Source organism: Allobosea sp. P4_C6, from assembly GCF_056402015.1.
Genome location: NZ_JBFUIF010000032.1, coordinates 13,410 through 31,988, shown reverse-complemented (window position 1 = coordinate 31,988; position 18,579 = coordinate 13,410). Strand labels below are relative to the sequence as shown.

General features: G+C 66.2%; 16 protein-coding genes. 8 read left to right on the top strand and 8 right to left on the bottom strand.

Translation table 11 applies throughout. The features are described 5' to 3' along the window. Positions 1-49: 49 nt before the first annotated feature. Entirely contained in the window at positions 50-1,483 is a 1,434-nt protein-coding gene (locus tag AC1DVA_RS20185; RefSeq protein WP_265052761.1) for an aldehyde dehydrogenase family protein, read from the bottom strand. 204 nt (positions 1,484-1,687) lie between these two features. On the opposite strand from AC1DVA_RS20185, the gene AC1DVA_RS20180 reads away from it, so the two are divergent. Beyond that, on the top strand, positions 1,688-2,833 hold the full coding sequence (locus tag AC1DVA_RS20180; protein WP_265052760.1) for a CaiB/BaiF CoA transferase family protein: 1,146 nt from the start codon (positions 1,688-1,690) through the stop codon (positions 2,831-2,833). Positions 2,834-2,843: 10 nt separating this feature from the next. Here the strand turns inward: AC1DVA_RS20180 and AC1DVA_RS20175 are convergent, their stop codons facing one another. Next, on the bottom strand, positions 2,844-3,470 hold the full coding sequence (locus tag AC1DVA_RS20175; protein WP_476807039.1) for a glutathione S-transferase family protein: 627 nt from the start codon (positions 3,468-3,470) through the stop codon (positions 2,844-2,846). Between the two features lie 114 nt (positions 3,471-3,584). On the opposite strand from AC1DVA_RS20175, the gene AC1DVA_RS20170 reads away from it, so the two are divergent. The 4 genes from AC1DVA_RS20170 to AC1DVA_RS20155 all read left to right on the top strand — a co-directional run bounded on the left by AC1DVA_RS20170 (position 3,585) and on the right by AC1DVA_RS20155 (position 9,653). Further along, on the top strand, positions 3,585-5,555 hold the full coding sequence (locus tag AC1DVA_RS20170) for a bifunctional 2',3'-cyclic-nucleotide 2'-phosphodiesterase/3'-nucleotidase (protein WP_476807038.1): 1,971 nt from the start codon (positions 3,585-3,587) through the stop codon (positions 5,553-5,555). 154 nt (positions 5,556-5,709) lie between these two features. Continuing rightward, on the top strand, positions 5,710-7,626 hold the full coding sequence (locus AC1DVA_RS20165) for a putative bifunctional diguanylate cyclase/phosphodiesterase (protein ID WP_476807037.1): 1,917 nt from the start codon (positions 5,710-5,712) through the stop codon (positions 7,624-7,626). 42 nt (positions 7,627-7,668) lie between these two features. After that, complete coding sequence (locus AC1DVA_RS20160; RefSeq protein ID WP_476807036.1) at positions 7,669-8,709, top strand: aspartate carbamoyltransferase; 1,041 nt, start codon at positions 7,669-7,671, stop codon at positions 8,707-8,709. Continuing rightward, complete coding sequence (locus AC1DVA_RS20155; protein ID WP_265052755.1) at positions 8,706-9,653, top strand: hypothetical protein; 948 nt, start codon at positions 8,706-8,708, stop codon at positions 9,651-9,653. The genes AC1DVA_RS20160 and AC1DVA_RS20155 overlap by 4 nt, the downstream gene beginning before the upstream one ends. On the opposite strand, the gene AC1DVA_RS20150 is transcribed toward AC1DVA_RS20155, so the two are convergent. The 5 genes from AC1DVA_RS20150 to ccrA form a co-directional block, all read right to left on the bottom strand. Next, positions 9,625-10,365, bottom strand: coding sequence for an SIMPL domain-containing protein (locus tag AC1DVA_RS20150; RefSeq protein WP_476807035.1), 741 nt, complete (start codon positions 10,363-10,365; stop codon positions 9,625-9,627). The two genes, AC1DVA_RS20155 and AC1DVA_RS20150, sit on opposite strands and share 29 nt — an antisense overlap. Positions 10,366-10,499: 134 nt before the next feature. Then, on the bottom strand, positions 10,500-12,185 hold the full coding sequence (locus AC1DVA_RS20145) for an acyl-CoA dehydrogenase family protein (protein WP_476807034.1): 1,686 nt from the start codon (positions 12,183-12,185) through the stop codon (positions 10,500-10,502). Positions 12,186-12,261: 76 nt separating this feature from the next. Then, positions 12,262-13,143 (bottom strand): DMT family transporter, encoded by an 882-nt coding sequence (locus AC1DVA_RS20140; RefSeq protein WP_265052752.1) that lies wholly within the window; start codon positions 13,141-13,143, stop codon positions 12,262-12,264. Positions 13,144-13,247: 104 nt separating this feature from the next. Continuing rightward, a complete protein-coding gene (locus AC1DVA_RS20135; protein ID WP_476807033.1) occupies positions 13,248-13,907 on the bottom strand; it encodes a glutathione S-transferase family protein in 660 nt (219 codons plus the stop codon). 68 nt (positions 13,908-13,975) lie between these two features. Further along, positions 13,976-15,247: a crotonyl-CoA carboxylase/reductase gene (gene ccrA / locus AC1DVA_RS20130; protein ID WP_476807032.1), complete on the bottom strand. Its 1,272-nt coding sequence runs from the start codon at positions 15,245-15,247 to the stop codon at positions 13,976-13,978. Positions 15,248-15,451: 204 nt separating this feature from the next. Here ccrA and AC1DVA_RS20125 point away from each other — a divergent pair, with 204 nt between their 5' ends. Then, entirely contained in the window at positions 15,452-15,754 is a 303-nt protein-coding gene (locus AC1DVA_RS20125) for a hypothetical protein (RefSeq protein WP_476807031.1), read from the top strand. A 43-nt stretch (positions 15,755-15,797) separates the two neighbouring features. Here the strand turns inward: AC1DVA_RS20125 and ubiG are convergent, their stop codons facing one another. Next, positions 15,798-16,553, bottom strand: coding sequence for a bifunctional 2-polyprenyl-6-hydroxyphenol methylase/3-demethylubiquinol 3-O-methyltransferase UbiG (ubiG, locus tag AC1DVA_RS20120; RefSeq protein ID WP_476807030.1), 756 nt, complete (start codon positions 16,551-16,553; stop codon positions 15,798-15,800). Positions 16,554-16,696: 143 nt separating this feature from the next. Between ubiG and AC1DVA_RS20115 the strand changes: the two genes are divergently transcribed. Together AC1DVA_RS20115 and AC1DVA_RS20110 are read left to right on the top strand one after the other, a co-directional pair. Further along, the gene (locus AC1DVA_RS20115; RefSeq protein ID WP_476807029.1) at positions 16,697-17,935 is read left to right on the top strand and encodes an aspartate kinase; all 1,239 of its coding nucleotides are present in this window, start codon (positions 16,697-16,699) and stop codon (positions 17,933-17,935) included. Positions 17,936-18,046: 111 nt separating this feature from the next. Further along, positions 18,047-18,457 carry a thiol-disulfide oxidoreductase DCC family protein gene (locus AC1DVA_RS20110; RefSeq protein WP_476807028.1) on the top strand — a complete coding sequence of 137 codons (411 nt, stop codon included), beginning with the start codon at positions 18,047-18,049 and terminating at the stop codon, positions 18,455-18,457. Positions 18,458-18,579: the final 122 nt, after the last annotated feature.

Sequence of the window (18,579 nt, the reverse complement as noted above, 5' to 3'; positions counted from 1 at the left end):
CGCGGCTTATCCGGGATGACAGGGTGGAGCGGTGAAGACCCTCCTGCCCTCAACCGTGCTTGTGCACGATCGTCTTGGTCACCGCGAACTCTTCCAGCGCGATGAAGCCCTTCTCGCGGCCGTGACCGCTCTTGCCGGTGCCGCCGAAGGGCAGTTCGATGCCGCCGCCGGCGCCATAGCCGTTGATGAAGACCTGGCCGGCGCGCACGCGCTTCGAGACGCGCTGCTGGCGCCCGCCGTCCTTGGTCCAGACGGCGGCGACGAGGCCATAATCGGTGCCGTTGGCGGCCTTGATCGCGTCGTCCTCGTCCTCGAAGGGGAAGGCGGCGAGGACGGGGCCGAAGACCTCCTCCTGCTCCAGCCGGTTGCCGCGCGGCACGGGGCCGAACAGCGTCGGCGTGACGTAGAAGCCGCCATTCGGCACGCCCTGGGCGATCTGGCCCTGCGCGATCACCGGGATACCCGCTTCGCGGGTCTGGTCGATGAAGCTCTGCACGCGACCGCGCTGCTTGGCGTTGATCACCGGGCCGCAATCGAGATCCATCTCCGGCGTGCCGGCCTGCAGCTTGGAGAACTCCTTGGCGACGGCCGAGACGACATCGTCATAGATGCTCTTCTGGACGAGCAGGCGGCTGCCGGCCGAGCAGGTCTGCCCGGTGTTCTGGACGATCGCCTTGCAGGCGATGGGCACGAGCGCATCGAGATCGGCATCCTCGAAGACGATCTGCGGCGACTTGCCGCCAAGTTCCAGCGTGCAGGGAATGAGATGCTCGGCGCAGGCGTGCTGCACCATCTTGCCGACCTCGGGTGAGCCGGTGAAGGACATGAAGCCGATGCCCTGATGCGAGGAGAGCGCCGCGCCCGCCTCATGGCCGCGCCCAGCGACAATATTGATCGCGCCATCGGGGAAGCCGACCTCGCTGGCGAGCTCGGCAAGGCGGAAGGCGGTGGCGCTGGCATCCTCGGCCGGCTTCAGCACCACGGCGTTGCCCATGGCGAGCGAGGCGGTGAGCGAGCGGCCGAACATCTGTGCCGGGTAGTTCCAGGGCAGGATATGGCCGGTGACGCCATGCGGCTCGTGGATCACGCTGACGCTGTAGCCGTTAAGAAATGGGATGATTTGGCCGTGCACCTTGTCGGCCGCGCCGCCATAGAACTCGAAATAGCGGGCGGTGGCGTCCATATCGGCGCGGGCCTGCCCCATCGGCTTGCCGGTATCGCGCGCTTCGAGCCTGGCGAGTTCGTCGTGGTGATCCTGGACCTTGAGCGCGAGCCTGGCGATCAGGCGCCCGCGCTCGGCCGCCGTCAGTCTACCCCAGGCACCGTCGAAGGCGGCGCGGGCGGCCTTGACCGCGACGTCGATGTCGGCAGCGTTGCCACAGGCGATGCGGGCGAATTCCTCACCGGTGGCGGGGTTGAGCTTGGCGATGGTTTCGCCTGTCTGGCCAGGCACATAGCGGCCGTTGATGAAATGTTGATTCATGTTGGCTCCGATCGCTCTGGCCGGTGGCGCGGCCCCGGCGGAATCGCGCGGCAGGCTGCCGGCTGGCGGACCTCGGCGCAAGCTGGCGGCAGGCCGTGGCGCCCCGCAACAGGCGCAGGGCCGGCGGGACAGCGCCCGTTTGACAGGCACGACGCGGCCCCGTTTTGCTGAAGACAGGATTACAGGAGAGGATCTGGACCGCCAATGACTGGGGCGCTTGAAGGAATCGTCGTTGTCGCGCTGGAGCAGGCCGTGGCCGCACCCACGGCCACCTGCAAACTCGCCGATGCCGGTGCGCGCGTGATCAAGCTCGAGCGGCCGGAAGGCGATTTCGCACGCGGCTATGACGGCTTCGCCAAGGGGCAGTCGTCCTATTTCGTCTGGATCAATCGCGGCAAGGAATCCTGCCGCGTCGATCTGCGCCGGCCGGAGGACCTGGCTCTCGTCGAGGCGATGATCGCTTCGGCCGATGTCTTCATCCAGAACCTCGCGCCGGGCGCGGCCGGGCGCCTCGGCCTGGGCAGCGCGACGCTGCGGCAGCGCCATCAGCGCCTCATCACCTGCGACATCTCCGGCTATGCGCCCGGCACGCCGCATTATCGACGCAAGGCCTATGACCTGCTGATCCAGGCCGAATCCGGCCTGGCGGCCATCACAGGCACAGCTGATTCCGGCCCCTCCCGCATCGGCGTCTCGATCGCGGATGTCGCCACCGGTCAAGCCGCCTATGCCGCGATCCTGGAGGCTCTGCTGCGGCGGGCGCGCACCGGCGAAGGCTCGGCGATCGCGCTCTCGCTGTTCGACACGCTCGCCGAGCTGATGAACGTGCCCTACATCACCCGTCGGCATGGCGGCGTCGAGCCGGCACGCATCGGCCTCGCCCATCCCTCGATCGCGCCCTATGGCGTGTTCAGGCTGCTCGATGGCGAGGTGCTGGTCTCGATCCAGAGCGAGCGGGAGTGGCAGGTCTTCGCCCGCGAGGTGCTGGAGAGCCCGGAACTGGCTGATGATCCGCGCTATGCTTCAAATGTGCTGCGCGTGGCGGCCCGTGCCGCGCTCGACAGCGCGGTGCAGGCGCGGCTTGGCCAGCGCCGCTTCACGGAGGTCACCGCGGCGCTCGATCGTCATTCCATCGCCTATGGCACGGTCTCGACGGTCGGCGATCTGATCGACCACCCGGCCGCCACCGCCCTGCCCGTACCGACACCGCGGGGGCCGATCGAGGTGCTGGCGCCGCCAGTCATCGTCGACGGCCAGCGCGTTACGATGCGGCCGGTGCCCGCGCTCGGCGAGCACGATGCCGCGCTGCGAACGGAATTCGCGGTCACTGTGGCTGCAAACCGCGCCTGAGGCGGCGGCATCAAGCCGGGGCGACGAAGGGCTGCGAGATCTCGTGGAAGACGGGCAGCGCTTCGAGTGCAGCAGCATGCGCTGCCAGCGCCGGGATGTCCGCCTCGGCGACCAGACCCGGATGTGCCTCCCTGATGAAACGCAGCGCTACAGCCGCAGCGATGTCGGCGTGACTGATCGTATCGCCGAACCAATAGGGGCTCGTCCGGGCGGCGCGGTCGCGTTCGAGGGCGGCGAGCGTCGAGAGAATCTGGCTGCTGCAGCGCTCCGCCCAGACGGCGGACACCTCCTTGTGAAGCCGCAACTCATAGAACAGGCTGACGGCCTTCTCCGCTGCGCCCATGGCGAGTGCGGCGACGGCAAGAACATGGCGACGCATCGGGCCGGTGCGCGGACAGAGCGCGCGTTCCTCGCCAACGAGATCGTCGAGACAATCGATCATGCTGAAGCTGTCGAACAGGACTTCGCCGTCGTCGAGCACCAGCGTCGGCACCCGCATCAACGGGTTGAAGGCCCGGACGTGCTCGCCGTCGCCGAAGATCGACCAGGGGCGGTGCGCGAAAGCCAGGCCGTAGAGCGCCAGCGCGATGCCGACCCGGCGCACGAAGGGCGAGTCGTACTGGCCGATCAGGATCATCGCAGAGCCTCGTTCATCATGGTCTGAAAGAGTCACGGTTGACTCATCTTTCCCCTGTCATGGGCTCGCCGCAATGCTACCGTCCTGCTCCGGTGCGCAAAGCTGGAGCTGAACATGGCACACGGTCATCGGGCGCGGGGTCATCATCTCAACCGGCGCGAGACGCTGAAGGCCGGAGCCGTCATGGCCGCCAGCGCCGCCCTCCCTGCAGCGGCCCAGGCGCCGGCACGGCTGAAGCTGCGCGTGCTCGAAACCACCGACCTCCACGTCAACGTCGTGCCATACGACTATTTCCGCGACACGTCCGACGACACGGTCGGCCTCGCCAAGACCGCGAGCCTGATCAAGACGGCGCAGGGCGAGGCGAAGAACAGCCTGCTGTTCGACAATGGCGACTTCCTGCAAGGCTCCTCGCTGGGCGACTACATCGCGTACAAGAAGGGGCTGAAGGCCGGCGAGACCCATCCGATGTTCGCGGCCATGAACGCCCTGCCCTATCTCTGCGGCACGCTGGGCAATCACGAGTTCAACTACGGGCTCGAATTCCTCGACCACGGCCTCGCCAAGGCGGAGTTCCCGCTGGTCTGCGCCAATGTCGAACGCGTCGGCGGCGGCGCGCTGGTCGATGCCTGGCGGCTGTTCGAGCAGAGCTTCGAGGACGAGGCCGGGAAACGACATGTCCTCCAGATCGGCGTGATCGGCTTCGTGCCGCCGCAGATCATGCAGTGGGACAAGGCGAACATCGACGGCAAGCTCGTCGCGACCGACATCGTCGACGCGGCCGAGAAGCACTTGCCGGACCTGCTCGATGCCCAGCCCGATCTCATCATCGCGCTCTGCCATTCCGGCATCGCCGGGGGTGATCGGCGCGGCATGGAGGAGAACGCGGCGCTGCATCTCTCGAAGATCGAGGGGATCGACGTCATCCTGACCGGCCATCAGCATCTGGTCTTTCCCGGCGGCAAGGCCTTCGACGGCATCCCAGGCGTCGACAACGTCAAGGGTGCGCTCAATGGCAAGCCGGCCTGCCAGCCCGGCTTCTGGGGCTCACATCTCGGCATCGTCGATCTGGAGCTGGAAAAGCGCGGCGAGCGCTGGCGCATCGCCGATTTCAAGGTCGAGGCCAAACCGATCTACGAGCGCACGCCCGATCGCAAGATCGTGCCGAAAGCTGCGGCCGAGCCGGCGATCCTCGCCGCCGTGAAGGCCGACCACGAGGCGACGCTGACCTATATGCGCGAACCGGTCGGCAGCACGGCATCGCCGATCAACTCCTATTTCGCGCTGGTGACGGACGATCCTTCGATCCAGATCGTCTCGGAGGCGCAGATCGCCTATGCCAAGCCGCTGATGGCGCAGACGCGCTGGAAGGATCTGCCGATCCTTTCGGCGGCAGCGCCGTTCAAATCCGGCGGGCGCGCCGGCCCGTCCTTCTACACCGATATCCCGGCCGGGCCGCTGGCACTGAAGAACATCGCGGACATCTATCTCTACCCGAACACCGTGCAGATCGTGAAAGTCACCGGTGCGGAAATCCGGGAATGGCTGGAGCGCTCGGCCGGAATCTTCAACCGCATCGATCTGGCGAAAACCGAAGAGCAGCCGCTGATCAACCAGGGCTTCCCGGCCTTCAACTTCGACGTCATCGACGGGGTGAGCTACCGGATCGACGTCACCCAGGCCTCACGCTACGACGGCGACGGCAAGCTCGTCGCCCCTGAAGCGCACCGCATCCGCGATCTTTCCTTCGAAGGGCAGCCGATCGACGAGCAGGCCAATTTCCTCGTCGTCACCAACAATTACCGCGCCTCTGGCGGCGGCAATTTTCCGGGCACGCGGACGACGATCGTGCTGGAAGCACCCGACCTCAACCGCGACGTCATCGTCCGTCACATCGTCGGCCAGAAGGCGATCGAGCCGAAGGCGGACGGCAACTGGTCGCTTGCGCCGTTGCCCCCGGGCATCAACGTCACTTTCGTCACCTCGCCGGCAGCGGCCGACAAGTTGCCGGCCAGCCTGAAGGCCGCCCCCGCAGGCGAAGCGCCGGAAGGTTTCATGAAGTACCGGCTCGCAGCAAAACTCTGAAATACTAGGAAAAACTCACACAAATTGCCGGCGAAACTACAGCTTCCACATACCGTTCCTTAATAGATTTTTATCGAGAATGGAGCGTTCGTCGGGTCAATCCAGACCCGACGACAGGGTGCTCCTCATGATCGTTGATGTTCACGAAAACGACATGACGATGAAATCGGAACTGGTGGCCGCACTTTATGCGACGCCCGGCACGATCCTCATCGGCACCGTGACCGTAACCGCGGTCATGATCGCGGCCGGACTGCTGACAGGCAACGACCCGCTCTTCTATGCGATGGCCGCCGGCATGATCGCGATCGGCGGCTTTCGTTACGCCTCGCATCGTCACTACAAATCCATCCGCCTCCCTTCCGCCACCGCGAACGACATCAGCCGGATCGAAAATCTCGCCATGGCGGGAGCCTGGTCGACGGCCGTGCTGATCGCCGCCTTCGGCTCCTACGCAATCCTGCGCTACACCTACGAACCCGTCGTCGTGCTCGCGGTCGCTCAGACGATCGGCTATCTCGCGGGCATATCTGGTCGCAACAGCTCGCGTCCGATGATCACGCGGGTGCAGGTCCTGGCCGCCGCGGCACCGTTCACGCTGGCTCTGCTCTGGACGCGAGACCCCGCCTATCTCGTCATCGCGCTGTCGGTGGCGCTGACCGCCGTGCTGACCTTTTCCAGCGCGCAGGTGATCCACCAGATCTTCCTGGCGCGCCTGCGCTCGATGCGGGAGCTGGAGCATCTCGCCGTCAACGACACGATCACCAGCCTCTACAATCGCCGCGGCTTCATGCGCGAGATCCGGGCCATGTCGGCCGCAGGCCGGCCGGTGACGCTGATCTCGATCGACATCGACCGGTTCAAGGGCATCAACGACAGCCTCGGCCACGATGTCGGCGATGCGCTGCTGAAAGCGGTCAGCGAGACGCTGATCACGGAAGTCGACGCCGGCGACATCGCCGCCCGGACCGGCGGCGACGAGTTCATGGTCGCCACCACCCGCAATGCCGAGCAGGCGTCTGCGCTCGCGGCCCGTCTCGTCATGTTGCTGGCGAGCCAGCGCATCATCGGCGGGCGGCATGTCATCGCCACTGCGAGCATGGGAATCGCGCCGGCCGGCTGCGCCCCCTCGATCGAAGAGGCGCTGAAATGCGTCGACATCGCGCTCTATCGCGCCAAGCTCGACGGACGGAACCGCTTCGTCCTGTATACCTCCGCCATTCGCGACGACCACGAGGACACCCTGGCGCTCGAAACCGAACTGCGCGAGGGGCTGCGCCGCGGCGAGTTCGAGCTGTATTTCCAGCCGATCTACAACCCGCGCTCGGGCACGGCGACGCTGGCCGAGGCTCTCCTGCGCTGGAACCATCCGCGCCGCGGCATGGTGAACCCGAAGGTCTTCATCCCCCTGGCCGAGCGGACCGGGCTCATCACCGTGCTGGGTTCCTGGGCACTGGGAGAGGCGATCCGGACCGCACTGACATGGCCCACCCATGTCGGCGTCAGCGTCAATGTCTCGGCGCGCCAGTTCGACCACGGCCATGACCTCGTCGGCACGGTCGAGGCGCTGATCCGGATGAGCGGCATCGAGCCGGAGCGGCTGACGATCGAGATCACCGAGAGCTCGCTGATCGACGATCCCGACCATGTCGTCTCGCGCCTGGTCGCGTTGCGTGCGCTCGGCGTGCGCATCGCGCTCGACGATTTCGGCACAGGGTACTCCTCGCTGAGCTATCTCGCGCATCTGCCGATCGACACGATCAAGATCGACCAGGCCTTCACCCAGGAGGTGGGGACCTCGCGCAAGGCCGATTCGCTGATGAATGTCATTACCCAGCTCGCCCACGACCTCGAGCTGCGCCTGATCGTCGAGGGCGTGGAAACGCGGGAGCAGCTCGAGATCATTAAAAAGCACGCAGTTCATGGCATTCAGGGTTTTGTTTTCGCTCGGCCGATGACAGCGGAGGAATTGCTGCCCATGATCGGCACTCGTGTAGCGACGGGACGGACGAGGGCGGCACGCCCGCGCTCCGGCTGGCGCAAGTCGGATCGCTTCAGCCAAGTTGCCTGAAACGCTCCGGCTGCAGACGCCCGCGCGAGCCGGAGGCCTTGGATGCAGCGCCCGAACTATCCGAGCGGGAAGGATCTGCTGAGCGCCGATGCCGTTTCGCGCTTCGACCTCGACGACATCATCGAACGGGCCGAGCGGTATCTGCGCGAGGAAGACATGGAGAAAGCCGGGCTTCCCCTTCCCGAGCAGCCGCCTGCGCCGCGCCGGCGGCCGAAGGTGATCGCGACGCTGTTCGACCAGCGCAGCACGCGCACGCGGCTCGGCTTCCAGGCCGCGGCCGCCCGGCTCGGCCACCAGTCGATCGATGCCTACGACACCGACCGCAGCCGCATCGGCAGCGCGACGGGCGAGTCCATCGAGGACCACATCCATACCGTCGAGCTCTACAGCGATCTGATCGTGGTCCGCTCGCATATGGAAGACATGCCCTACCGCGTCGGACGGCTGAGCTATCTGCCGGTCATCAACGCCGGCAACGGCGCCGACGAACACCCGACCCAGGCCCTGATCGACATCTTCGCCATCCGGCAGATGCGCGGTGAAATCGAGACCCTCAGCATCGCCCTTTCAAGCGACACGCGGGCGCGCTTCGCCGTCTCCTTCGTCAAGATGCTCAGGCTCTGCCCGCCGAAGCGCTTCACGCTGTGCTGCCTGCCCGACGTGCCGATCAACCCGGTGATGCGCGAGGCCATGGCCGTCCTCGCCGATCTTGGCAGCACCGTCGCCGTCGTCCACGACATCCGGCACACGCTCGACCACGACGTTCTCAGCATCCAGATGCAGGACATGAGCAGGTTCGCGCATGCCGCGCTCGGCAACGAGGCCGTCGACAAGGAAAAGGAAAGCGAACCCTTCACCCTCACCGCACGCAAAATCCTGGATGCCCGGTCAGACACGCTGATCCTCAACCCCCTTCCGCGCTTCTCGGAGCTCGACACCTCATGCGACAGCCTTCCGAACGCAGGCTATTTCCGCCAGGTTCAGCTCTCGGTGCCGACACGGATGGCCATACTGGACCGCATGCTTTCGGGCATTCCCTGGACCGGACAGGCCGACAGTTTCCGGCGTTCCTCGGGTGGATGAGCGCCTATCTCGCTTCCTATCTCGCCATCGCCCTCTCGATCCGCCTCCTGGCGGGCTATCTCACCATCATCGAAATCGGCCTGCTGCGCTCGATCGGCAGCCTCGCCATTGCCAGCTCCATCGTCTGGGCGAGCGGCGCCGGGCGTCTGCGGAGCTTCCTGCCCACGAGGCTGCGCGACGACATCATCCGCAGCGTGCTGCATCTTGTCGGCTCGCTGGCGCTGATCTGGAGCCTGTCGCATCTGCCGCTGACGCTGGTCACCACCATCGAGTTCACCGGCCCGCTTGTCGCTGCGATCCTGCTGTTCCTGACGTTGCGCCGGAGGCCCGGCGCCGTCCCCGCGCTCGGCCTGGCGCTTCTCGCGATCGGCATCGGCCTGCTGCTCCTCAAGCTGAACGCCGTGCCCAACAGCGATATCGCGATCGCGGTCGGCGCGGTCGCCGTCCTGACGACGACCAATCTCATGCTGGCCGGCCTGGCCATGCATCGCAGCACATTGTCCATCGTGGTGCTGATGCATGCGATCCAGCTGCCGCTCTACCTGCTGCTCTGGTTTGCCGTGCCGGAGCAGTGGTCGCCGCCCCCGCAGCCTTACCGCCTCGCCTTTCCGGCGCCCGAGCTTGCCGTGATCGGCGGAGCGGTTCTGGCGCTGATCGTCGGCGGTTTCGTCTCGCAGGCAGCGCTGGCCAATGCCTCGCGCCACGCTACGCCGCTCCAGCTTTGCAGCGCGGACACGCTGCGCGTGCCATTGATCACTCTGGCGGCCTATCTGGTCCTGGCGGAGCTGCCGCCGATGGACCTGCTGCTGCCCGGGCTTGTCGTCCTGTGCGGCGTCGTCGTCGCCAGCCTGCCGCAGCAGGCCGGCTCCAGAGTTCGGCAGCGGCCGGCAGACAAGCCCGGCCGGCTGCCCGGGGTCAGTTCGCGATCTCGAAGACCACGTTGACCTGCGTGCGATAGGTGTTCTCGCCGCTCGCCAGCGGAACCGAAGCGTCGCTCGCCGCCATCCGCATCGGCCCGCCATAAGGCATCGGACGCGGCAGGTTCGACTGCTCCTCGATCGCCAGGATCTTGCCGAGCTTGATATCGGCGGCCTCGGCCAGGGTCTTGGCCCGGGCGATGGCATCGGCGACCGCGAGCTTGCGTGCCTCCGTCAGGGTCGGCTTGAGGTCGTCCTTGACGAAGACGATGCCGCCACCCTGGTTGACTCCGAGGCTGACCGCCTTGTCGAGAATGGCGCCGGCATCCGCGAGCTTGCGGACACGGACCGTCACGCCGTTGCTGACGGTGTAGCCGTTGATCTTCGGCTCGACATTGCGCTCCTTGCCGGGCTGGGCGAAGCGCGGCTGGATGCTCAGGCCAGAGGTCTGCAAGTCGCGTTCGGCAACCCCGGCTTCCTTGAGCGCCGCCAGCACCTGCTTCATCGCGTCATTATTGGCGGTCAGCGCGGCACGCGCCGTCTCGCCCTCGCGCAGCACGCTCAGGTTGAGGATCGCCATGTCGGGCGCGACAGCAACCTCTCCCTCGCCGGTCACACTGATGCGCGGCGCGGGCTGCGGGCCGGCTAGGTTCTGCTGGGCCATCGCGGAGGCGGAAAACAGCGCGGCAGCGCTGACGAGGACGGTTCCGGCCAAAGCGAAGGCAAGGCGATTCGACATGATGACTCCTGATGCTCCCAGCATTCGATCGGCCGGGCCGCTCATCCGAGCAGGGACATCTTGTCGAAATTATCACGGCATGCCCTGAAAAGCGGCGCCCGCGGGCCGATACCGCGCGGCGCCGCCGGCCGAGCCTATTCCTCCACCAGACGGCGCGCGATCACCTGCGCCTGGATTTCGGCCGCGCCCTCGAAGATGTTGAGGATACGGGCGTCGCAGAGCACGCGGCTCACCGGGTATTCCAGCGCGAAGCCGTTGCCACCATGGATCTGCAGGGCGTTGTCGGCGGCCGCCCAGGCGACGCGGGCGCCGAGCAGCTTGGCCATGCCGGCCTCGAGGTCGCAGCGCCGATCGGCGTCCTTCTCGCGTGCGGCGAAATAGGTGAGCTGCCGGGCGATCAGGATTTCGGCCGCCATCATTGCGAGCTTGTCGGCGACGCGCGGGAAGGCGATCAGCGGCTTGCCGAACTGGATGCGCTCCTGCGCGTAGCGCAAGCCGAGGTCGAAGGCCGATTGCGCCACGCCGATGGCACGTGCCGCCGTCTGGATGCGCGCCGCCTCGAAGGTCTGCATGAGCTGCTTGAAGCCCTGCCCCGGCACGCCGCCGAGCAGGTTCTCGGCCTTGACCGCGAAACCGTCGAAGGCGAGCTCGTATTCTTTCATGCCGCGATAACCGAGCACCTCGATCTCGCCGCCGGTCAGGCCCGCCACCGGGAAGGGGTCCTCATCGGTGCCGCGCGGCTTTTCCGCGATCAGCATCGAGAGGCCCTTGTAGCCCGGCTCCGACGGATCAGTGCGGACCAGAAGCGTCATGATGTCGGCGCGGACGGGATGGGTGATCCAGGTCTTGTTGCCATGGACTTTCCAGACGTCCTCCCCCTCGCCTTCCTTCACCGCCCTGGTGCGGAGCGAGGCGAGGTCGGAGCCGGTGTTCGGCTCTGTGAAGACGGCGGTCGGCAGGACCTCGCCCGACGCGAGCTTGGGCAGCCATTTTTCCTTCTGCTCGGGCGTACCGCCGCAGAGGATGAGTTCGGCCGCGATCTCGGAACGGGTGCCGAGCGAGCCGACGCCGATATAGCCGCGCGACAGCTCCTCCGAGACGACGCACATCGAGACCTTCGACAGCCCCATGCCGCCGAATTCCTCGGGGATCGTCAGGCCGAAGACGCCGAGCTCGGCCATCTTCTCGACGACCGGCATCGGGATGTATTCGTTGGCGAGGTGCCATTCATGGGCATGGGGCGTCACCTCCGCAGCGCAGAAGCGGCGCATCTCCGAGCGGATAGCCTCCAGCGTCTCGTCGAGGCCGGGATCGCCGACGCTGGCCGCGCCCTGATCCTGGCTGAACAGCGCAACGAAGCGGGCGCGGTTCTCCGGCGTGTTACCCTCCGCGATCAGGGCCTCGGCCGCATCCGAGTGAGCGGTGGCAATGGCCTTCTGCGACAGGCCGAGCGCCGGCAAACGGACGATCTCGCCCTGGCTCATCGGAATGCCGCCGAAGATCTGCGCGGCATATTCACCGGCGCCGATCCGCAGCGCGTAGTCCTCGACGGCACCGTAGCGCCCCTCGCCCTGCAGCCGCTCGCCATAGGCCTTGAGCTCGCGCAACGCCGCGACATAGGTCGCGAGCCAGGACAGTCCGTGCGCCGCATGCTGCTCCGCCTCGAGCCGCGCCGAGGAGATGCGGCCGTCGACGAGCACCTTCTGCCGGACCGACGCGACCGCTTCCTGGAACAGCGTCTCGAAACCCGGCAATGCCGCGCCGATCAGCTCGATCGCATTGGCCCGGCTTTCCGGCTTGGTGGCGATGCTGGCGCCCATGATTTCGACCTCCCCTTTGTTGCGGCGCAGCATAAGGGGAGTTCTAGCGAAACCGAAATCCTCCTTTTTGCGGAGGCTATTTCCGGCTCGCCAGGACGACGCCGAGGATGGTGACGGCCATGCCGCCGATCTGCAGCGGCGAGAGCGTCTCGCCGAAGAGAATCCAGGCCTCCACGGCGACCAGCGCGGGCACGAGATAGAGGAAGGTCGCGATGCGCGAGACCTCGCCGCGGCGGATCATGAAGAAGTAGAGTCCGATGCTGCCGAGCGAGAGCACGACGGCAGACCATGCCAGCACCAGCAGCATGGTCAGGTTCCATTCGATGTGCATCGGCTCGAACGCAAAGGCGAAGGGCAGCACGACGAGGCAGGCGGCGACATACTGGATCGCCGTCACCGTTCGCAGGTCGCCGGAGGAGACGTGCGCCTTCTGATAGAAGGAACCCAAGGTCACGGAGAACATGCCGATCACGTTGATCAGGATCGGCCCGAGGATGCCCCACAGTGCGGCGGGCTGGACACCGGCGAGCTGGGGCTCCAGCACGATCGCGATGCCGGCGAAGCCACAGAGGATGCCGAGCCAGCGGACGCCCGAGATGCGCTCCCCCAGCATCACCGGAGCGAACAATGCCGTCAGCACCGGCTGCAGGCCGGCGATGAGCCCGGAGATACCCGCCGGAAGCCCGTGGCGCACAGCCCACCAGAGGCAGCCGAGATAGATGCCGTGTAGCAGGATGCCGGAGATCGCCGCGTCGCGCAGCGCGCGCCAGCTGCGCGGCCAGGGTGCGCCCATCGCCAGCGCCAGCAGCGAGACGAGCAGCGCCGCGCTGGCGAAGCGCACGGCGAGAAAGGTCAATGCATCGGCATAGCGTGCCGAATAGCCGGCGACGATCCAGCCCGTCGACCAGAGGAAGGTGAAGACCAGCGGTATCGCGCGCAGGATGAAGGGCGAGGACATTGAAACCTGGGACCGCCGGACCTCGGCGTGTCTATCGCCGATGCGCCCACCGATACAGAGCGCCAGCGCGCCTGCCCCATGTCCCTGCCGAGGGGCAAGGCCTCTCAGTCGCGTTCGGGAGCGCCGGGCGGAAACAGCTTGCGGAAGGGCCGGGCTTCATCGACCGCCCGCGCGAATGATGGCCTCTCCAGCAACCGGGCACGGTAGGCGCGGACATGGCCGAATGCGGTGTCGATCCCGTGAACCCAATCGGCATAGAACAGCGACGGCGCGGCCGCGCAATCGGCCAGGGTGAAGTCGTCGCCACAGGCCCAATGGCGCTGTGTGAGCGCCCCGTCGAGCCAGCGATAGGCGTCGTCCAGCTGCTCGCGCGCCCTGGCGACGCCATAGGGATCGCGTTCCCCGGCGGGCCGCAGATGGTCGAAGACGATCGCCTGCATTGGCGTCATGACGTAGTTATCGAAGAAGCGATCCATCATGCGGACGGCGAGCGCGGCTTTCGGATCGGCCGGCAGCAGCCGCACCGGCCCAGGATGGAACAGGCCGAGATGCTCGATGATGACTGTCGATTCCAGCACCGCCGTGCCGGCATCGACCAGAACCGGCATCCGCTTCATCGGCCACAGGGCAGCCCATTCGGCACCGGCCTCCGGATCCTCGGGCCCGAGCACGCGATAGGTGAAGGGCGTGTCGTTCTCGTAAAGCGCGATCAGCACCTTCTGGCTGTAGGACGAGAAGGGATGGGCATAGAGCGTCAGCGACACGGCTTCCTCCTGACTGATCTCATTTTGCAATCAGTCAATACGGAAACCGATCCTGTTTTGCAATCGGATTATCTGCCGAGCGCCTCGGCCACATCCTCATAGGTCCTGAGGCCGGTGCGCGGCGCATAGACGAGCACGGCCATGTTGCCCGGCGCGTGCTGGTTCTTCCACATCTTGTGATGGGCGAGCGGGATCTTGTCCCAGGGGAAGACCTCGGACATGCAGGGGTCGATGCGCCGGTCCAGCACGAACTGGTTGGCCGCGCTCGCCTGCTTGAGATGGGCGAAATGCGAGCCCTGGACGCGCTTCTGCCGCATCCAGACATAGCGGGCGTCGAAGGTGATGTTGAAGCCCGAGGTCCCCGCGCAGAACACCACCATGCCGCCGCGCTTGGCGACGAGGCAGGAGACCGGGAAGGTCGCCTCGCCGGGATGTTCGAAGACGATGTCGACGTCCTTCTTGCCGGTGATGTCCCAGATCGCCTTGCCGAACTTGCGGGCTTCCTTGGTCCATTCCGCGTATTCCGGCGAATTGACCGTGGGCATCTGGCCCCAGCAGTTGAAATCCTTGCGGTTGATCACGCCTTTGGCGCCGAGGCCCAGGACGTAATCGCGCTTGGTCTCGTCGGAGATGACGCCGATGGCGTTGGCGCCCGACGCCGCACAGAGCTGGACGCCGAAGACGCCGAGACCGCCAGAGGCGCCCCAGACGAGCACGTTGTCGCCCGGCTTGATGGTGTGCGGGGCATGGCCGAAAAGCATGCGGTAGGCGGTCGCCAGCGTCAGCGTGTAGCAGGCGGACTCCTCCCAGGAGAGGTGCCTCGGCTTCAGCATGAGCTGGCGCGACTGCACCCGGCAGAACTGCGCGAAGGAGCCGTCCGGCGTCTCGTAGCCCCAGATGCGCTGGGAGGGGGAGAACATCGGGTCGCCGCCATTGCACTCCTCGTCGTCGCCGTCATCCTGGTTGCAGTGAACGATGACCTCGTCCCCGACCTTCCAGCGCTTCACCTTGGAGCCGACGGCCCAGACGATGCCGGAGGCATCGGAGCCGGCGACATGCAGCGAACCCTTGTGGACGTCGAAGGGCGAGATCGGCTGGCCGAGCCCGGCCCAGATGCCGTTGTAGTTGACGCCACCGGCCATCACGAGGAGCAGAACCTCCTCCTCGCCGATCGACCAGGTCGGCACGACCTCGACCTGAAAGCTATCCTGCGGCGGCCCGTGACGCTCGCGCCGGATCGCCCAGGCGTACATCTTCTCCGGGACATGGCCGAGCGGCGGCAACTCGTCGAGTTCGTAGAGGTCCTTCAACGGTTTCACGGCAGCCTGCGACTTCGACATGGTCGTCTCCCCTGCTCTGATCCGTCCGTCGCGAAGCCTAGGACATCGCGGGCGGGATTATCCGCCGATCATGCACCATATGCTGCGCTGCGCCATTCATCTAAGGAATCACGCCGCAACGCAAAATCCAACTCCACTGGGCGCTTGCGGTTTCTTCACCGTTGGGCCCCATCCTGCGCGCCGGCGGGACACGGAGGGGAAGCGATGCGCAGTCTGCTGATGATGATCGGCCTGCCGGACCTGCCGCTCCTCTCGATCCTCATCGTCGTGACGATGATCTTGCTCGGCGCGCTGCTGTTCGGCTGGATTTCCGACATGCTGCTCGGAAACGCCGGCTTCGGCATCATGTTCAACGCCGGGTTCATCCTGATCGGCGCCTACGCCGGCGCATGGCTTTGGCACCGTTTCGGCATTCCGACGCGCATCGATGCCAACGCATTGCGCGCGGCGATCGCGGTCGGATCGGGGCTTGTCCTGTTGGTCGTTGCCGCGGTCGTCCGGCCGTGAGAGTCAATCCCGCAGCGCGATTGCGATGCCCCCGCGCAGCGGTTCAACCGCTCCGGCTGGCGGCGAGCATGTAGTTCACGTCCATGTCGCGCGCGGCGCTCCAACGGCCGGTCAGCGGATTGTAGACCACGCCCGTCCGCGTCCCGAGCATGAAGCCGTTGGCTTCGATCGCTTCGCCGAGTTCGTCCGGCGTCACGAACTTCTCCCAGTCATGGGTTCCCTTCGGCAGCCAGCGCAGCACATATTCGGCACCGACGATGGCGAACGCATAGGATTTCAGCGTGCGATTGATCGTCGCCATGACGAGCAGACCGTCAGGCTTCACAGCCGCGCAGCAGGCGGCGACGAAGGCCTCGACATCGGCGACATGCTCGACAACCTCCATCGCCAGCACGATGTCGAAGCGCTTGCCGGATTCCACGACCGCCTCGATCGTCTCCTCGCGATAGTCGATGGCGAGACCGGCCTTCTCGGCATGGGCGCTGGCGACGGCGATATTGGTCGGGGCTGGGTCGAGGCCCGTCACCTCGGCGCCGAGCCTTGCCAGCGGCTCGGACAGCACGCCGCCGCCGCAGCCGATATCGACGAGGCTCAGGCCCGAGAGCGCCCGCATCTGCTTCGCGTCGCGGCCGAAATGCGCGCAGGCCTCGTCGCGCACAAAGGCGAGCCTGACCGGATTGAACTTGTGCAGGACGGCCATCGGCCCCTTCGGATCCCACCAGTCGCGCGCGATCGCATCGAAGCGCGCGACCTCGGCCGGGTCGATCGTCGAGCCTGTGCGTTCCGTCGCAGCCGCCATGAACCGGTCCTTCGTTTATGCGATGCCGCATTGACACCGCGCCTGCCGCCCGTCATCTACACCCGCCCCGCCGCCAGTGCGAGGGCGAGTTTTCGACCCGGCCTTACCGTCGGGGGCAGCTATCGAGAGCCGAAAAGACCGTCATGGCCCGTCTGATGATGAAATTCGGTGGCACCTCAGTCGCCACTGTCGAGCGCATCAAGAACGCGGCGCGGCACGTCAAACGCGAGTTCGAGGCCGGCAACGAGGTTGCGATCGTCGTTTCGGCGATGTCGGGCAAGACCAACGAACTCGTCGCCTGGTGCAAGGAAGCCTCGCCGCTCTTCGACCACGCCGAATACGACACCGTCGTCGCCTCGGGCGAGCAGGTCACCTCTGGGCTGATGGCGATCGTGCTGCAGGAGATGGGGCTGCCGGCCCGCTCCTGGCAGGGCTGGCAGATTCCGCTCTACGGCTCCGATGCGCATGGCTCGGCCCGGATCGAGGGCGTCGACGGCGCCGGCATCCTCGCCGGGTTCGACCGCAACCGCGAGATCGCGGTCTGCTCGGGCTTCCAGGGCGTCAATCCGCGCACGCACCGCATCGTCACGCTCGGCCGCGGCGGCTCGGACACCAGCGCGGTAGCGCTCGCCGCCGGCCTCAAGGCCGATCGCTGCGACATCTACACCGATGTCGACGGCGTCTACACCACCGATCCGCGCATCGTCCCCAAGGCCAAGCGCATGGACAAGGTCTCCTTCGAGGAAATGCTCGAAATGGCCTCGCTCGGCTCCAAGGTACTGCAGGTGCGCTCGGTCGAGATCGCGATGCTGCATCGCGTGCCGACCTATGTGCGCTCCTCCTTCGACGACCCCGAAAACCCCAATCCTGGCACCCTCATCTGCGACGAGGACGACATCGTGGAACAGCAGATCGTCACCGGCATCGCCTTCTCCCGGGACGAAGCCCAGATCACGCTTCGGCGCGTGGCCGACAAGCCCGGCGTCGCCGCCGCGATCTTCGGCCCGCTCGCCGATGCCAACATCAATGTCGACATGATCATCCAGGTCGTCTCGGACGACCAGGCGACGACCGACATCACCTTCACCGTGCCGACGGCCGATTACGAGCGCGCCAAGACGCTACTCGAAAGCAAGCACGACGTGATCGCCTATCAGGAGATCCAGGGTGCCACCGACGTGGTGAAGATCTCGGCGATCGGCGTCGGCATGCGCTCGCATGCGGGCGTCGCGGCCCGCGCCTTCCGGGCGCTCGCCGAGAAGGGCATCAACATCCGCGCCATCACCACCTCCGAGATCAAGTTCTCGGTCCTGATCGACGCGGCCTATACCGAACTCGCGGTGCGCACGCTGCACTCGCTCTACGGCCTCGACGCCGCCTGAGGCCGCAGCGAACTGCACGTCTTCCGGATTCAACCCGGAATTCACAGAGCACCCTCGTCCGACCTCTGGGAGCTTGATCTACCAGAGCGGCCGCTACCGGGATCAGCACATATGAGCGCCGCGCCGATCTGGCTCTATGACGGCGTCTGCGTGCTTTGTTCCGGCGGGGTGCGTTACACGCTGAAGCATGAGCGCGACCATGCGATCCGCTTCGTTGCGATCCAGTCGCGCGAGGGGCGAGCGCTGGCACTGGCGCACGGCATCGACCCCGATACGCCTGAAAGCTTCCTCTTCATCGAAAACGGCCGGGCGCTCGCGAAATCCGCTGGGGTGCTGGCTCTGCTCGACCATCTCGATGGGCCGGCGCGGCTGCTATTGGCGGGGCGCCTCTTGCCGAAACCCTTGCGGGACTGGCTCTACGACCGTGTCGCGCGCAACCGCTACCGCCTCTTCGGGCAAAAGACCGCCTGCGACATGCCCGATCCGGCCCAGCGCCATCGGTTCACCCTGCCGGAGACATGATGGGCCGGCGGCGACCGAGAGCCTCGAGGCCGAAAGCCGCTTCCATTTTGACGTAAAACCGACGCTGCCGATCTTCGGCCTGCTCGTGCGCTATGTCGGCTGGCTCACGCCCAGGGCATGAG

Bases quoted from the DNA above. Each gene is read 5' to 3' on its own strand.
- AC1DVA_RS20185 (WP_265052761.1), bottom strand. From the start codon at position 1,483: ATGAATCAACATTTCATCAACGGCCGCTATGTGCCTGGCCAGACAGGC.
- AC1DVA_RS20180 (WP_265052760.1), top strand. From the start codon at position 1,688: ATGACTGGGGCGCTTGAAGGAATCGTCGTTGTCGCGCTGGAGCAGGCC.
- AC1DVA_RS20175 (WP_476807039.1), bottom strand. From the start codon at position 3,470: ATGATCCTGATCGGCCAGTACGACTCGCCCTTCGTGCGCCGGGTCGGC.
- AC1DVA_RS20170 (WP_476807038.1), top strand. From the start codon at position 3,585: ATGGCACACGGTCATCGGGCGCGGGGTCATCATCTCAACCGGCGCGAG.
- AC1DVA_RS20165 (WP_476807037.1), top strand. From the start codon at position 5,710: ATGACGATGAAATCGGAACTGGTGGCCGCACTTTATGCGACGCCCGGC.
- AC1DVA_RS20160 (WP_476807036.1), top strand. From the start codon at position 7,669: ATGCAGCGCCCGAACTATCCGAGCGGGAAGGATCTGCTGAGCGCCGAT.
- AC1DVA_RS20155 (WP_265052755.1), top strand. From the start codon at position 8,706: ATGAGCGCCTATCTCGCTTCCTATCTCGCCATCGCCCTCTCGATCCGC.
- AC1DVA_RS20150 (WP_476807035.1), bottom strand. From the start codon at position 10,365: ATGTCGAATCGCCTTGCCTTCGCTTTGGCCGGAACCGTCCTCGTCAGC.
- AC1DVA_RS20145 (WP_476807034.1), bottom strand. From the start codon at position 12,185: ATGGGCGCCAGCATCGCCACCAAGCCGGAAAGCCGGGCCAATGCGATC.
- AC1DVA_RS20140 (WP_265052752.1), bottom strand. From the start codon at position 13,143: ATGTCCTCGCCCTTCATCCTGCGCGCGATACCGCTGGTCTTCACCTTC.
- ccrA (WP_476807032.1), bottom strand. From the start codon at position 15,247: ATGTCGAAGTCGCAGGCTGCCGTGAAACCGTTGAAGGACCTCTACGAA.
- AC1DVA_RS20125 (WP_476807031.1), top strand. From the start codon at position 15,452: ATGCGCAGTCTGCTGATGATGATCGGCCTGCCGGACCTGCCGCTCCTC.
- ubiG (WP_476807030.1), bottom strand. From the start codon at position 16,553: ATGGCGGCTGCGACGGAACGCACAGGCTCGACGATCGACCCGGCCGAG.
- AC1DVA_RS20115 (WP_476807029.1), top strand. From the start codon at position 16,697: ATGGCCCGTCTGATGATGAAATTCGGTGGCACCTCAGTCGCCACTGTC.
- AC1DVA_RS20110 (WP_476807028.1), top strand. From the start codon at position 18,047: ATGAGCGCCGCGCCGATCTGGCTCTATGACGGCGTCTGCGTGCTTTGT.